Here is a 15,478-nt window from a genome sequence, read left to right as displayed (position 1 = left end):
CGAAATCCCCATCCCCCGATTCCATATAGATATATGGCATCATAAAAGCTCCAGAGCAATCTGGAGCTTTTATTTTATAATTCAATATTATTTCTATTTTCTTCTGTTACTTCAATCACAGGTAAATCATTTAAAAAATAATATCGTTCGTGAAAAAACAATCTTATAATTCCTATAAAGTTATTTGATTCTTCTATTAACCTTTTTATTTCATTTAAAAATGGGATATGCTTTTCTTCTAAATATCCGATTTCATCGATAACAAAAAACTCTGGAAATTTAATCTTCTTTAATTCATTAACAAGAGTATTAAAACCTTCTTCATTTATTTGCATGCCATAATTAGATTTCTTTCCTATAATATATTTTTTGTCAGAATTTAATAACCAGGCATACACATTTTCACCAATTTTTTTGGTAAAAACGCCATTTTTTATATTATATTTTTTCATGGCTTTTTTTAATATTGTTGATTTGCCAATACCCATTTTTCCAGTTAAAAGTATCTTCATTATAAAATTTCCCCTAAACTATAAAACTCAGTATAGCAGCTATTATAGTATAATATCCGAAATATTTCAATTTTCCATTTATAACAGTCTTTTTTAATATAAACAATCCTAAAACGCCGAAAATAAATGTAAATATTCCAGAATAAATAACAGGTGCAGTAAAATTAACTTTATGTATTTCAAGCATTCCAGCCCCAAATGTTACGGGTAAACTCATTAAAAAGGAATATTTTAATGCAGCTTCTTTTTTTGTGTTCATAAGTAAAGCGCCGAATAGTGTAAAACCACTTCTTGAAATTCCAGGGAAAATAGAAGCAGCCTGAAATAACCCTATTATTATTGCGTCAATATATGTAATATCCATTAATTCTTTTTTTCCATTAAATCTGTCTGATAAAATCATAGCTATTGAAGTGAATAAGAAAAATACACCTACTAATTTTAGTGATGAAAAAGCTTCACTAATTTGATTTTCAAACATTAATCCAATAAAAGCTGCAGGAATAGAAGATACTATAATTTTTAAAGCTAAGTTCCATGCATCTTTTTTACCAGTAAACATTCCTTTTAAAATAAACCATACTTCCTTATACACGAACAATAAAACAGCAAAAAATGTCATTAAATGAAGAAAAGCAAAGAACGAAACATTTGGATCAAAATTAATTAATTTAGAAAATAAAGCTAAATGGCCAGAACTTGAAACTGGTAGGAATTCTGTTAAACCCTGAATAATTCCTAATAAAATTTCCTGCATTATTAAAACACCACCTTTAACTAAAAGTATAATAAAAATATTATAAATGCTATATTGGAAAAAAGTAATATAAGCCAAAAATTAATGACAATAGTAGAATAAGAATAGAGCCATAGAAATGCACCTACTCTATCAATAAAATTAAAATTTGGTGAATCTAGTTTAACTAATTCATATGAAACATTATTATTATTTACATGAACTTTTATATAATGGTAAAAATCATGTTTTGGATTTTTACCAACTAATTCTGCACCAGCACCACCAGTAACAGTATAAGGAACATTATCCCATTTCCCTACATAATAACCATGAATGTGTCCAAAAAACACTTGAGTTATATTGTAATTATTTAAAAGATCTAACAATTCTTTAGCATTGGATAAATTTTTTAATGAATGCCCAGGTTGATGATTAATATCATTTCGTGGATCATATATAGGAACATGCATAAAAACGAAAGTATATTTATAATTTTTAGATTTTTCCAGTTCATCTTTTAACCAATTCATTTGCCAAGGGTCTAATTCTTCTTCATTTGAATTATTTAACATAATAAAATAGGAGTTTTTTAAATGGAATGAATAATATAATGGTCCAAATATTTCTAAATATCTACCTACTCCATCATCTGCAACATCGTGATTACCAACTACAGGTAACATGGGTTTATTTAATTTTTTAACTTGTTTTAAGAAGAAATCATATTTTATAGGGTTACCATCAAAAACCATATCTCCAGTATTTATTACAAAACGGATAGAATTATCTCTGTTTATTTGCTTAATTATTTTATCAAAAGTGGATATAGAGTTTTTGTTATCTCCAAGAACAACAAAAGTATAATCATCAGAAGTTACATTATTTTTTACTAAATTTGTATTTTGGAATATCAGATTTTCATTTTTATCTTGTATAAATGGATATGAGACCTTAAAAATTGAAATTATTCCTAAAATAAATGCAAAGATAATACTTATAATTTTAGTATAATTCATAATTATACTCCTTTAATTAAATTTTAATTATTTAGTATTTTTTCGAAATATCTTGATAAAAAAATGCCAATTATAAAAAATACGTAAGTCAACCATTTAGAAGTTATTGGAAAAATAATAACCATTCCTGCTATTGTTAATCCTATTAGAAATGACATAACTTGATCATGAAAAACTTCCATAAAATGTTCTAATATTTTAATTATAAAAATTAAACCAATAAAAATACCTATTCCAATAGGAATAATGATGTTGAAATTGAATTTTGAAATAGATTCTATAACGGGTTTATAAAGCCCCATTATTAAAAGCATAGATGAACCACTTACACCTGGTAATACCATAACAGAAACAGCTATAATTCCTCCGAAAATTAAATACCAGAAATTAATATTTCCTGAAGAATTTTCAATATTTTTTATGTAAGACAAAAACGCAAAAGCTATTATAAAAGTTGAAATAGTTATAAGAAAATTATACTTTCTTTTAATATCTACACGTTTTAATAAATAAAGTAAACCTCCTATAATTAATCCTGTAAAAATACCATATGAATATTCAGGGTATTTATTAAATATAAATGATAAAATTTTGGATAGTAATAATATAGAAATCATCATTCCTGTAAGTAAAGAAATTATTATTTTTAATGATTTTTTTGTCCATTTTAAAGAAATAATATCGGATGCAGATTTTAAAATTATTTCATATCTTCCAGAGATGGCTGCTATTGTACCTCCACTAATTCCTGGGAGTAACTCAGCAATTCCCATTATTAATCCAAGTATAAAATCTTTCAACAAATCACACCTCCAGTTTAAATAATGAATTTTTAATTAATGCTTTCTTTTGAAAAATTTCTTAGCGAGAGAAAAATAGGAGAATCCAAACTTTTTAAGATATAATTTTAAAAGAATTAAAGTTGAAATTAAAAGTAATATAAACCAAAAATTAATAACAATAGTGGAGTATAAATATATCCATAAAAAAGCACCTACTCTATCAATGAAATTAAAATCTGGTGAATCCAATTTAATTAACTCATATGAAACATTATTATTATTTACATGAACTTTTATATAATGGTAAAAATCATGTTTTGGATTTTTACCAACTAATTCTGCACCAGCACCACCAGTAACAGTATAAGGAACATTATCCCATTTCCCTACATAATAACCATGAATGTGTCCAAAAAACACTTGAGTTATATTGTAATTATTTAAAAGATCTAACAATTCTTTAGCATTGGATAAATTTTTTAATGAATGCCCAGGTTGATGATTAATATCATTTCGTGGATCATATATAGGAACATGCATAAAAACGAAAGTATATTTATAATTTTTAGATTTTTCCAGTTCATCTTTTAACCAATTCATTTGCCAAGGGTCTAATTCTTCTTCATTTGAATTATTTAACATAATAAAATAGGAGTTTTTTAAATGAAATGAATAATATAACGGCCCAAATATTTTTAAATATCTATCAACTCCACCATCTGCGACGTCATGATTTCCAACTACAGGTAACATAGGTTTATTTAATTTTTTAACTTGTTTTAAGAAGAAATCATATTTTATAGGATTGCCATCAAAAACCATATCACCAGTATTTATTACAAATTTGACAGAATTATCATTATTTATTTGTTGAATAATTTTATTAAAGGTAGATATAGAGTTTTTGTTATCTCCAAGAACAACAAAAGTATAATCATCAGAAGTTACATTATTTTTTGCTAAATTTGTATTTTGAAATATCAGATTTTCATCTCTATCTTGTATAAATGGATATGAAACTTTAAAAATTGAAATTATTCCAATAAACATAATAAATATTATTAATAATTTTTGATTAATAAATTTCATAAAATTCCCCCTCTAAATAAAATTTTTTATAATTTTTCTTATTATAACAAATAAATTTTAAAATTAGAAAAATTAAAAATGAGAATTTTCTCAGAATAGAATAATATGTTTTTAACAAGAAAACTATATAATCTTTAAATAGAGAAATAAGTGTTTAGGAGGATTATAAATGAAAAACATATTGATAATAGAAGATGATAGAGCTATAGTTAGAGTATTAGAATTAGAATTACTACATGAGGGGTATACATTTGATGTAGCTTTTGATGGTAAAAAAGGGCTTGAGATGTTTGAAGAAAATAATTATGAAATTATATTACTTGATTTAATGTTGCCAAAAATTAATGGTCTAGAAATATGTAGAAAAATCAGATTAATATCTGATATCCCTATAATAATGTTAACTGCAAAAAGAGATATAATGGATAAGGTCATTGGATTAGATATGGGAGCTGATGATTATGTTACAAAACCATTTGAGATGGAAGAATTGCTAGCAAGAATTAGAGCGGCGATTAGAAGAAGAAGAAATATGGGGAAAAAAGATTTAGAAATAAAAATAGGGGATTTAACTATTAATTTTATAAAAAGACAGGTAATTAAAAAGGGAGAAATTATTGAACTTACCAAAAAAGAATACGAATTACTTGAATATTTAGTTAAAAATAAAGGAAGGGTTCTAACAAGGGAACAAATAATAGAAAAAATATGGGGTTACGATTTTTTTGGAGAACCAAATATATTGGATGTTTACATTAGATATCTTAGAAAAAAAATCGATTACCCATATGGTACAAAATTAATAAAAACAATTCGTGGTGTTGGTTATAAAATAGAGGAGTGATAGAATGAAACTTCAAAAATTTAAAACAATATCATTTAAATTAGCAATTATATATGCAGTTTTGTTTATAATAACTTTAATAATTGTGAGTGGGACAACATATTTTAGTACTAAATACTATATTTATTATAAGGTATCACAAGAAATAAAGAATTTGGAACACAAACTAAAAGAGTATATTTTAAAAGATAGTAATTTTTATAATCAAAATTTAATTGATCTTTTTGGAATTAATCAAAATATAGACTTATATATAGTAAAAAATGGGAAATTGATATATAAGTCTAATGAAAAAAAAGATTCTTATAAAGAAAATAAAAATATATTTAAAACTTTGGTAGAAAATAGTGAAGAAGGTAATTTGATTTATTTTAATAGTAGTTTTTTAGATTTTAATAATAATTCTTATGATATTCAAATTGTTAAAGATTTTGATAATGAAAATAATTTTTTAAAAGCTCTATTTTGGATATTAATAATAATAAATTTAATAGCTTTTTTTATATCAATGTTTTTGGGATTTCTTATGAGTAAAAAAGTTCTTAAACCTATTGATAATATAATTGAACAAGCAAATAAAATAACAATCAATGATTTATCAAAGAGAATAAAAATCAAAGGACCAGATGATGAGATAAAAAGACTTTCTGAAACATTTAATTCCTTTATTAGTAGAATAGAAGAGGGGTATAAAAAACAAAAAAGATTTGTTATGGATGCATCACATGAACTAACAACACCCCTGGCTGTTGTTAAAGGTTATATAGATATTTTAAGTAGGTGGGGAAAGAAAGACCCTCAAGTTTTGGATGAAAGTATTAATTCTATTAAAAGAGAATTAGATAATGTTTCTAAGCTAATAGATACATTATTATATTTAGCAAATAGTGATGATAATAACATAAAAATTGAAAAAAGTAATTTCTATATAAAAAGTTTAGTAAACGAAATTATAAAAGAAATTGAAATAATTAAGAATAAAAAAATAATAATAAAAAATGAAATTTCTGAAAATATCTTAATAAATGCAGATAAAAGGCTTATAAAACAAATGATAAGAGGATTAATAGATAATAGTATAAAATATTCTAAGGATATTTGTATAATAAATATTAAAGGCAAATATATAAATGGGGAAAAAATAGAATTAATAATAGAAGATAACGGAATAGGGATTTCTAAAGATGATATACCTTTTATTTTTGAACGTTTTTATAGAGCCGATAAATCAAGATCTAGAGAAATTGGAGGATTTGGATTAGGATTATCAATTATTAAGCAGATTGTTGAAATTCATGGTGGAATAATTTATGCAGATAGTGAGTTGGGAAAAGGAACAAAAATGATAATAGTTTTCCCCACAAAACAAAACTGATAAAATTCTCATATTTTTTTAAGCATATTCTCATATTCATATTATAGTATCTAGTTGTAGGAAGTTTGGGAGGTGAGAATATGCGATAAGCTAAAAAATAAATAAAAAAACAAAATACAAAAAACAAAAGGAGGGATTTTATGAGATCAAAATTAATTATTGTAAGTATGATAGCAGCTTTAATTATTTTAAGTACGGTTTCTATTTTTGCAACAAATAAAAATATTTTACCAAGTCAAAAATCTACCACTGTTGAACAATCAAAAAATATGAAAGATTCAGACGAAGAAAAAAATGATGATAATTTGATCAATGTGAAAGTAAAATTGACAAAAGATGAAGCAAAAAGCGTAGCGTTAAATTATATTAATGGAAGTATAACTGATATACAGCTTGAAGATGAGAATGGTAATATAGTGTATGGAGTATTAATAAATGATGGTCAAAAAATTCATGATGTAAAAATTGATGCTAATAATGGTAAAATATTAAAAGATGAATTAGATAATGATTTAGAAAATGATTCAGAAAAAGACAATGAGGAAAAAGACTAAAATCATATTAAATGAATAGTTGTTAAAAAAGTATAAATAAAAAGTGGAGTGCATTTAAATAAATGTGCTCCACTTTTTATTTTTTATGATATAATGTTATGTTAAATTAAAACAATTTTAGGAGGGATTTAGTATGAAAAAAAATATCCTTGTATTAGTTACTTTGTTTATGATTATTATAGCCTTTTCATCTAATAATGTTATTAGTATCTCAGATGCGAGACAATTAAAAGATTTGCAAACAGTGACTGTTAGAGGAATAGTTACTGTTGAGCCTGGACCATATGATGTTAACATAATCATAATTCAAGATAAAACAGGAGGAATAAATCTATATTATAGAGGAGGACAATTTGAGAATGTCAATAGAGGCGATTTGGTGGAAGCAAGAGGATATATTTGGACACATAGAAATAATACAGAATTGGTTTTAGAAAGTGATAATAAATCTCATTATTATAAGATAATATCGAGAAATAATCCTTTACCAAACCCTATAAAAATAAAAACTAAAGATATAAATAAAGAAGAATATGAAGGGATGTTTTTAGAAACTGAGGGTAAAATAGTAAAAATAGATAAATACGATGTGAGAAAAATATTTATAGATGATGGAAGCGGAAAAGGGATGGTATTTATTCGTGAAAATACAGGAATAAATCCAGCATTATTTAAAACAGGAATAAATATGAAAGTTGTAGGGGTTTTAGGTCAATATATGTCAGCATATGAACTTTGGCCAAGAGATATGAAAGATATAGTTGTCGATGACGTGTTTCCTCCAGAAGTGAAAACATATGCAATAAGAGATAATTCAATTTATATAGAATTTAATGAACCATTAAATGAAAAAAGTATTATAGCTAATAAATCTATTAGAATATTAAAAGGTAACATAAAAAATGTAGAATTATTGAGAAATAATACAATTATAAAAATCGATTTAGAAACAATACCAGAAAATTTCAAATTAGTTTTAAGAGCTATTTCTGATAAAAAAGGAAATAAAACAAGTATGAAAATTATTCCAGTGAATAAAGAAAAAGACAGCTATAGTAATAAAGTATTATTTGACAATTATCATGGGCAAACTGCTGGAAATGCTGATTGGGTAATAAATGGAGCATATTCGGATTTTGCTGATGCAGTTAGAAATTTAGGATTAAGTGTTAATGAAATAAAAGAAAATTTAGATGAAAATATACTTCAGATGTATAAAATATTAGTTATTCCGGAACCCAATAAACCATTTAAGGAAGAAGAAATAGCTGCAATATTGAATTTTGTTAAAAATGGAGGATCATTATTCATAATTGCAGATCATGGAAATTCAGACAGGAATGGAAATGGTTGGGATTCACCAAGAATATTTAATACGTTTGTTGAAACCTTTGGGTTTAAATTTGTTGGAGATGATTTAGAAGAAGCACCTTTAAAATATGTATATAAAGATGAGATTACACAAGGAATTAAAAATATAGGAGTTTGGAATGGATCATCTATCAAAATACTAAATAAAAATGTGAAAGTATTAATTGCAAATTCAGAGAAAAAGCCATATATGATAGTGACTAATTATGGAAAAGGAAAAGTAGTTGCGATTGGGGATAGTTCTCCATTTGATGATGGAACTGGAGATACCAGTGATTTATTACATAATGGTTGGCAATGGGGAAATGATGCACAACTTGCAATAAATACAATTAAATATTTAATGAAATAATATATACTCCTGGGAATTCCCAGGAGTATATTATATAAAAACTTGTTTTAATTATTTTGTAACCATAAAAAACTTAATTGTTAACAATAATGTTTTATACTTAAAGTGGATTGTGATTTTTATAATTAATAACGGGGGTGATAGGATGAAGAAGCTGCTTATTATTTTATTGTTATTACCTGTGTTTGTTTATGCGTCAGTTTCAGTTAAATTAGATCAAACAAAAGTTGGTATGATGCAGACATTATTTAAGCCAATAGTATTATCTCAAAAACCTTCAGAAATTTTAGTATATCCAAACCTTGAAAAAATTCAATTTGGTAAAATTAATATTGGAAATAGCTATTTTAATGTAATTACAGGTATAAAAAATAATAAAAGAGTTATTATTGTAGATTCGAATAATAATAAAAATTTGACAGATGATTATACCGATAACTATATATTTGAAAGTATGGATAATAAAATATATGATTTTACAACAATTAATTATAACTTTGAAGGTCAAAATTATGAATATACGATTGTATTAGAGTACTTTTTAGATAAATTTGGATATTTTGGAATAACAAGAAAAGAGGATTATGTTAATATTAACGATAAAAGGTATAAAATGTTTATTGCAGATACAAATTCAGATGGTGTATATGATTTGGAAAATATAGTATTAGGTATAGATTTAAATTCAGATAACAAATATGAAAGTAATGAAATATTTAAAAAGTATATTAATATAAATGGAGAAAATTATGAAGTAGCAGAAGTTTCAAAAAATGGAGAAAAAATTATTTTTGATAAAACTAATGAAAATATAATTGGTAATGTTGGTTATGAATTTCCTGAAAATATAAATTTTGCAGATAAAAAAATAGAAATAAAAAATAATAAAAAGTGGGAAATAATACTGTTTGTACCATTGAATAAAGAATATAATAAGATATTTAGATATTTAAATGATAATGTTTCTGATAAATTAGAAGTTAAAATTTTACTCTTAGTAAATAAAGAAGAAAAAGATAATATAAAAGAAATTTTTGAAAAAGAATATTCTAATTTAGAAGTTACTTTAATTGAGGGAATAAATGAATATGAAATTATTCAAGAAAAAATGAAGTTATTTTATCCACATACAATAATTATATTAAATCCAGATAATAAAATGGTATATAAAACTAAAGCAGAAATTTTTGAAAAAGAACCAATATGGAAAATACAAATGCCAACTTTGGAAGAAGAATTTAACACTTTAAAAATATTTATAGAAAATATATTATATTAATATTCATTAATAAAGTGTCTGATTTTGATTTAAAAATCAGGCACTTTATTTTTTATAATAATTTTATTATTTCTTATATGGTATAATTAAAATGGAGGTGGAACTGATGAAAAAACTACCAATAGGGATACAGGATTATAAGGAAATAATAGAAGGAAATTACATATATGTGGATAAAACAAAATACATTTTTGATTTAATAGATAATGGAAAATATTATTTTTTATCTCGTCCAAGAAGATTTGGGAAGAGCTTAACAATATCGACATTATATTACATATTCAATGGAGAAAAAGAATTATTTAAAGATACATACATATATGACAAATGGGAATTCAAAGAATATCCAATAATAAGATTAAACGTTCTATTAGCAGCAACAGATAATGAAGAAAGATTTAAAAAGAGTTTGACAAAATTAATAAAACAAGAAGGTCAAAGGAATAATGTAGAAATAATAGAAGAAGATTATAAATTTGCATTTGATGAATTAATAATAAAACTTTCCAAAAAAGGAAAAGTAGTAATATTAGTAGATGAATATGAAAAACCGATATTAGATAATATAAATAACAAAGAAAAAGCAGAAAGATATAGAGAAATACTAAGAGATTTCTATGTAACAATTAAATCCAGGGATGAATATATAAAATTCGTTTTTCTAACTGGAATAACAAAATTCACAAAAACAGGAGTATTTTCAGCATTGAATAATTTAAATGATATATCATTAGATAATGATTATTCACAAATGTTGGGATACACACAAGAAGAACTGGAAAGTTATTTTGCTGAATACATAAAAGAAACTGCAGAAAAATTAAAAATAACAGAAAAAGAACTATTACAGGAAATGAAAAAATATTATAATGGGTTCTCATTTGATGGGGAACACTTTGTATATAATCCATTTTCAATATTAAAATTCTTCCAAAAAAAAGAATTTCAAAATTATTGGTTTGAAAGTGGGTCACCATCATTTATATATGAATATATAAAAGGTAAAAAAGTAACCTATGAAGAATTAACAAAATATCCAGTAAGTGCAATGGATTTCTCAACAAGAGAAATAGAAGATGCAAAAGCAAACATATTCTTCGCACAGGCTGGTTATTTAACATTTAAAGGAATAAAAAGATATGGACTAAGAAAAAAATACATATTAGACTATCCAAACATAGAAGTAAAAAATAGCTTTTCAGAATTAATATTAGAAGCAAATTATGGATTAGAAGAAATAGAAGAAATAGAAAATAAAATATATGAAAAAATAGAAGCAAATGAAATAGAAGAAATAAAAAGGATAATAAGTGCGATACCGTATAACTTACACCAAAAAAGAGAAAGTTATTATCACTCATTAATATATACAATATTAGCATCAGCAGGATTGAATGTAACAGCAGAAGAATTAACAAATCTTGGAAGAAGTGACTTAGTATTAGAACATAATGATAAAATATATTTATTTGAAATAAAATTAGATAAAAGTGCAAAAGAAGCAATAAAGCAAATAAAAGAAAAGAAATATTATGAAAAATACATAAGTGAAGGTAAAGAAATATACATAATAGGAATAAATATAAACTCAGAAAAAAGGGATATTGAAGATTATATTATAGAAAAAATATAATTATTAATAAAACTAAAATCTCCCTGAAAAGAGGATTTTAGTTTTTAGACAAAGTATAAAATAAAATAATATTCGCGTCTAAAGTGGAATTAAAATAAAACTTATTTAAACAAATGATTGCTAATCTGAAAAAATTAATCATTCTTAGATTCCTTTCAGAGGTAGCATGTAAAATTTTGTGTAAATGCCTCTTCTTGGATGGTAATAAATTAATTAAATTGGATTATTATTCTTAAATTATTTTCATATGAATTATCGTCTATATTGTAATATGCTTTAGTAGTAATTTTCAGAAGTTTTTGATGTGATTTTTGGGAATAAACACTCTTTTGCAATTTTAACTGCAAGATTTAACATTATTAAATTGAGAATATATTTTTAGTGTTAGTTTTTAGCATTTAGTTTTATGTATTATTGATTATTTCAGGTTTTTGAATTTAGTTGTATTAAGAATTATAGACGTATTTTGTTATTCTTTCTTTAAAAAAGATGGATAGTTCGTTTAGGACTTTACTCCAGTTTCTATATCGAGCTGTCCATCTTTTTGTTGCATCTATTGTTGCTAAATATAATATTTTTAATAATGCATCATCATTTGGAAATGAAGTTTTATTTTTAGTCACTTTTCTATATTGTCTATTCAATGATTCTATTACATTTGTTGTGTACATTATTTTTCTTACATCATCACCATAATCAAAATATGGCGATATTGTTTCCCAGTGTTTTTCCCAACTTTCTAATGCTAATTTGTATTTTGTCCATTTATTTTCTTTTAAATCCTGTAGATTTGAATAAGCTATATCTTTATTCGGTGCTTTATATACTTTTTTTAAATCATTTACAAGTTCCTTTCTATCTTTGTAATTAACATATTTTAATGTATTTCTTATTTGATGTATTATACATCTTTGTACTACAGTATCAGGAAATGCAGCTTTAATTGCTTGTGGAAATCCAGTTAATCCATCTACTGAAGCTATTAATATATCCTTAACTCCTCTATTTTTTAAATCATTCAATACTCTTAACCAAAATTTTGATGATTCAATTTCCCCTATGTATATACCAAGGACTTCTTTAAATCCATCAATATTTACTCCTATTACAACATATGCAGTCTTTTTAATTATTTCACCATCATCTTTTACTTTAAATACTATTCCATCCATGAAAACAAAAGTATATATCTCTTCTAATGGTCTGCTTTGCCACTCTCTAATTTCGGGTAATATCTTATTAGTTATTTTACTTATCATTTCAGCTGATAATTCTACTCCATATATATCTTCTACATTCTTAGCTATATCTTTCGTACTTAATCCTAAACCATACATTCCTATTATTCTACCTTCAATATCTGAAATATCTCTTTTATATTTTGGTATTATTTTCGGTTCATATTCCCCTTTTCTATCTCTGGGTATTTTTAATTCCATCTCACCCATACTTGATCTTACCTTTTTTGAGCTGTATCCATTTCTAGAATTATCTGTTTCTTTATTTTCTTTATCGTATTTCTCATACCCTAACTCATCTTCTAATTCAGCTTCTAACATTTCTTGTATTATTGGTCCCATCAATTCTTTAATCTTATCATATACATCTTTCATTGTATTTACTTCAGGATCCCTTGCTATTAACTTTGCTAACTTTTCAATGTTACTTTCTTCTTTTTTCTTTCTCTTTGCCATTTTAAAAACCCCCTTCTTGGTTTTATTTTACCATACCAAGAAGAGGGTTCTATTTTTTATTTACACAAAATTTTTTATGGTCTCCTTTCAGAACCGCATCCATGTTCGGCTTCAATCAAAATTATATCTATGTGATTTTGGAAACCTCTATTCATAGTTAAAAAAATCACTAAAAAGGTATACCAGTGCAAGAGGATAGATAGCAATTTTATGTTCTTTAATAAAATTAATAGCTCCTCAAAATTTGAGGAGCTATTCTGTATATCCTATTTTCCAATATTCGACAAGTCTATTTGGTATTTTATCTGTAAAGTCTGGAAGTTTTTGCCTCATATAAAATGAATTACCATAATAAGGTTTGGCAGTACCAGTTAATTGTTTTACAATATATAATTCATCCTTAGCTCTTGTTACTGCAACATAAAAAAGCCTTTCTTCTTCGTCTAATTTCTTTTCTTTTAAAGCCATGCCATTAGGAAAATCACCAGGGTTTACTGAAATTATTATTACAACTTTCCATTCAAGCCCTTTTGCACCATGAACAGTGGTTAAAGTTATTTTTTCAGTTTTTCTATCCTTTTCTGCACCTTGTATTTCAATGTTTTCACTTAAGGCTAATTCTTCAAGGAATTTATCAAGAGTTTCATATCTTGAGGCGATTTCTGATAATCTTTCAACATCTAATTTCCTTGAATAAGCATCTTTAAAATTTAATTCAAGATATTCTCTATAAAATTCTAAATAAATATAATCTATTAAATCTTGTGGGTTTTCTGTTTCGTTTTCATATAGGTATAATATAATGTCTTTTAATTTAGGGTATTTCTTTAAATTAATATGTTCAAAAGCATCATATGGTGTAGTATACTCCATTAAATTCGCATAAAATTCATTTGTGATTTTTACCATTGTTTTTTGACCAATTCCAGGAAATAATTTTAATACTCTTGACCAAGATATATTATCAAAAGGGTTGTTTATTATTTTCAAAAATGCCATAATATCTTTAATATGTCTTGTTTCTATAAATCTTTTTCCAGATAATAATTTGTAGGATATTTTATTTGCATCAAGTTTTTGTTGTAATGTCATAGATAAACTGTGAGAACGATATAATATAGCAATATCTTCTGGTGAAATGCCTTCATCGAATTTATTTTCTATTAATTGAACAACAAATTCTGCCTGTTCTAATTCATCATATGTTTTTACAATTTTTGGCTTAAAATTATAAGATGATCTAAAAGGTTTTAGTTTTTTTGGTATAGAATGTGTAGGAATTAAATAGTTTTCAAGTTCAACTATTTCAGGAACACTTCTATAGTTTGTTTGAATTTTAAATAATTTTACATCTTCGTGATTTTGAAAATCTTCAACATTTTCAAATCTTGATCCTCTAAATGAATATATACTTTGAGAATCATCACCAACTACAATTAGATTTTTATGAACACTGGATAAAAATTCAACTATTCTCAATTGAACCAAACTGGTATCCTGAAATTCATCAACCAATACCCATTTATATTTTGAAGAAATATGATTTCTAATATCTTCATTATTTTCTAAAAGACGTAATGTGTTTACTAACATATCATCATAATCCATAGCATTTATTTTCTGTTTTAATTCTAAATAATTCATATAAATTTTTTCTATATCATCTTCATAATCTATTAAATATGGAGCTATATCTAAAATAGCTTCTCTTAATGATTTTATGGTATTAGCAGCATATCCCACAATTTTTAGAATAACACCTTCATTTGGTATTTGTTTAGCCTCTTCTTTAGTTAAATTGCCTTTATATTCATTTTTAGCAATCCTCATTAAATCTTTGGCATCTTCGGAATCAAGAATAGAAAAATTATTTTCATAACCAAGGATTTTAGCATATCGCCTTAAAAGCATATTACACACGTGATGGAATGTTCCTGCGGTTAATGAAGAAGTGTCTATGTTAGTAACGTTTTTAACCCTTTCTATCATTTCTTTAGCAGACGCTCTTGTAAAAGTAACAAGTAGAATATTTTCTGGTTTTATTCCTTGTGATAATAAATAAGCTATTTTATATGTAATGACCCGGGTTTTCCCTGAACCCGGGCCAGCTATTATAAGAGACCTTCCGGTAGAATTGGTAACTGCTTTTAACTGTTCTTCGTCAAGTTCTTCTTTGAAAAACTCTGGAATAACATATTCACTTTTTTTTATATTAAAAACTTTTTCTTCCATAATAAT

General features: G+C 25.0%; 13 protein-coding genes. 6 read left to right on the top strand and 7 right to left on the bottom strand.

Features of this window, described 5'->3' with window-relative positions; genetic code table 11:
* Window positions 1-74: 74 nt before the first annotated feature.
* Genes JRV97_RS02870 through JRV97_RS02850 form a run of 5 tightly spaced genes read right to left on the bottom strand, consistent with a single transcriptional unit; the run spans window position 75 to window position 4,138 of the window.
* Window positions 75-512 carry a nucleoside-triphosphatase gene (locus tag JRV97_RS02870; RefSeq protein WP_281000002.1) on the bottom strand — a complete coding sequence of 146 codons (438 nt, stop codon included), beginning with the start codon at window positions 510-512 and terminating at the stop codon, window positions 75-77.
* A 13-nt stretch (window positions 513-525) separates the two neighbouring features.
* Window positions 526-1,269 carry an undecaprenyl-diphosphate phosphatase gene (locus JRV97_RS02865; RefSeq protein ID WP_281000000.1) on the bottom strand — a complete coding sequence of 248 codons (744 nt, stop codon included), beginning with the start codon at window positions 1,267-1,269 and terminating at the stop codon, window positions 526-528.
* A 20-nt stretch (window positions 1,270-1,289) separates the two neighbouring features.
* Window positions 1,290-2,267, bottom strand: coding sequence for a metallophosphoesterase family protein (locus JRV97_RS02860; protein WP_280999998.1), 978 nt, complete (start codon window positions 2,265-2,267; stop codon window positions 1,290-1,292).
* Between the two features lie 23 nt (window positions 2,268-2,290).
* Window positions 2,291-3,070 carry a DUF368 domain-containing protein gene (locus tag JRV97_RS02855; protein WP_280999995.1) on the bottom strand — a complete coding sequence of 260 codons (780 nt, stop codon included), beginning with the start codon at window positions 3,068-3,070 and terminating at the stop codon, window positions 2,291-2,293.
* Between the two features lie 33 nt (window positions 3,071-3,103).
* Window positions 3,104-4,138: a metallophosphoesterase family protein gene (locus JRV97_RS02850; protein ID WP_280999993.1), complete on the bottom strand. Its 1,035-nt coding sequence runs from the start codon at window positions 4,136-4,138 to the stop codon at window positions 3,104-3,106.
* A gap of 169 nt (window positions 4,139-4,307) precedes the next feature.
* On the opposite strand from JRV97_RS02850, the gene JRV97_RS02845 reads away from it, so the two are divergent.
* The 6 genes from JRV97_RS02845 to JRV97_RS02820 all read left to right on the top strand — a co-directional run bounded on the left by JRV97_RS02845 (window position 4,308) and on the right by JRV97_RS02820 (window position 11,546).
* On the top strand, window positions 4,308-4,982 hold the full coding sequence (locus JRV97_RS02845; protein WP_280999991.1) for a response regulator transcription factor: 675 nt from the start codon (window positions 4,308-4,310) through the stop codon (window positions 4,980-4,982).
* A gap of 4 nt (window positions 4,983-4,986) precedes the next feature.
* Window positions 4,987-6,357, top strand: coding sequence for a sensor histidine kinase (locus JRV97_RS02840; protein ID WP_280999989.1), 1,371 nt, complete (start codon window positions 4,987-4,989; stop codon window positions 6,355-6,357).
* Window positions 6,358-6,497: 140 nt separating this feature from the next.
* Entirely contained in the window at window positions 6,498-6,911 is a 414-nt protein-coding gene (locus JRV97_RS02835) for a PepSY domain-containing protein (RefSeq protein WP_280999987.1), read from the top strand.
* Window positions 6,912-7,044: 133 nt separating this feature from the next.
* Window positions 7,045-8,634, top strand: a complete 1,590-nt coding sequence (locus JRV97_RS02830) for a Gldg family protein (RefSeq protein ID WP_280999985.1) — start codon at window positions 7,045-7,047, stop codon at window positions 8,632-8,634.
* A 145-nt stretch (window positions 8,635-8,779) separates the two neighbouring features.
* Window positions 8,780-9,913 (top strand): hypothetical protein, encoded by a 1,134-nt coding sequence (locus JRV97_RS02825; RefSeq protein ID WP_280999984.1) that lies wholly within the window; start codon window positions 8,780-8,782, stop codon window positions 9,911-9,913.
* 106 nt (window positions 9,914-10,019) lie between these two features.
* Window positions 10,020-11,546, top strand: coding sequence for an ATP-binding protein (locus JRV97_RS02820; protein WP_280999983.1), 1,527 nt, complete (start codon window positions 10,020-10,022; stop codon window positions 11,544-11,546).
* Between the two features lie 446 nt (window positions 11,547-11,992).
* Here the strand turns inward: JRV97_RS02820 and JRV97_RS02815 are convergent, their stop codons facing one another.
* Together JRV97_RS02815 and JRV97_RS02810 are read right to left on the bottom strand one after the other, a co-directional pair.
* Window positions 11,993-13,240, bottom strand: coding sequence for an IS256 family transposase (locus tag JRV97_RS02815; protein ID WP_280997532.1), 1,248 nt, complete (start codon window positions 13,238-13,240; stop codon window positions 11,993-11,995).
* Window positions 13,241-13,492: 252 nt separating this feature from the next.
* Window positions 13,493-15,472 carry an ATP-dependent helicase gene (locus tag JRV97_RS02810; RefSeq protein ID WP_280999982.1) on the bottom strand — a complete coding sequence of 660 codons (1,980 nt, stop codon included), beginning with the start codon at window positions 15,470-15,472 and terminating at the stop codon, window positions 13,493-13,495.
* Between the last annotated feature and the right edge of the window lie 6 nt (window positions 15,473-15,478).

The sequence above is a fragment of the Marinitoga aeolica genome (genome assembly GCF_029910535.1).
Lineage (GTDB): Bacteria > Thermotogota > Thermotogae > Petrotogales > Petrotogaceae > Marinitoga > Marinitoga aeolica.
This window is presented reverse-complemented; position numbering and strand designations above follow the sequence as displayed.

Coding starts and splice junctions, on each gene's coding strand:
- JRV97_RS02870 (WP_281000002.1), bottom strand. CDS start 512: ATGAAGATACTTTTAACTGGAAAAATGGGTATTGGCAAATCAACAATA.
- JRV97_RS02865 (WP_281000000.1), bottom strand. CDS start 1,269: ATGCAGGAAATTTTATTAGGAATTATTCAGGGTTTAACAGAATTCCTA.
- JRV97_RS02860 (WP_280999998.1), bottom strand. CDS start 2,267: ATGAATTATACTAAAATTATAAGTATTATCTTTGCATTTATTTTAGGA.
- JRV97_RS02850 (WP_280999993.1), bottom strand. CDS start 4,138: ATGAAATTTATTAATCAAAAATTATTAATAATATTTATTATGTTTATT.
- JRV97_RS02845 (WP_280999991.1), top strand. CDS start 4,308: ATGAAAAACATATTGATAATAGAAGATGATAGAGCTATAGTTAGAGTA.
- JRV97_RS02840 (WP_280999989.1), top strand. CDS start 4,987: ATGAAACTTCAAAAATTTAAAACAATATCATTTAAATTAGCAATTATA.
- JRV97_RS02835 (WP_280999987.1), top strand. CDS start 6,498: ATGAGATCAAAATTAATTATTGTAAGTATGATAGCAGCTTTAATTATT.
- JRV97_RS02830 (WP_280999985.1), top strand. CDS start 7,045: ATGAAAAAAAATATCCTTGTATTAGTTACTTTGTTTATGATTATTATA.
- JRV97_RS02825 (WP_280999984.1), top strand. CDS start 8,780: ATGAAGAAGCTGCTTATTATTTTATTGTTATTACCTGTGTTTGTTTAT.
- JRV97_RS02820 (WP_280999983.1), top strand. CDS start 10,020: ATGAAAAAACTACCAATAGGGATACAGGATTATAAGGAAATAATAGAA.
- JRV97_RS02815 (WP_280997532.1), bottom strand. CDS start 13,240: ATGGCAAAGAGAAAGAAAAAAGAAGAAAGTAACATTGAAAAGTTAGCA.
- JRV97_RS02810 (WP_280999982.1), bottom strand. CDS start 15,472: ATGGAAGAAAAAGTTTTTAATATAAAAAAAAGTGAATATGTTATTCCA.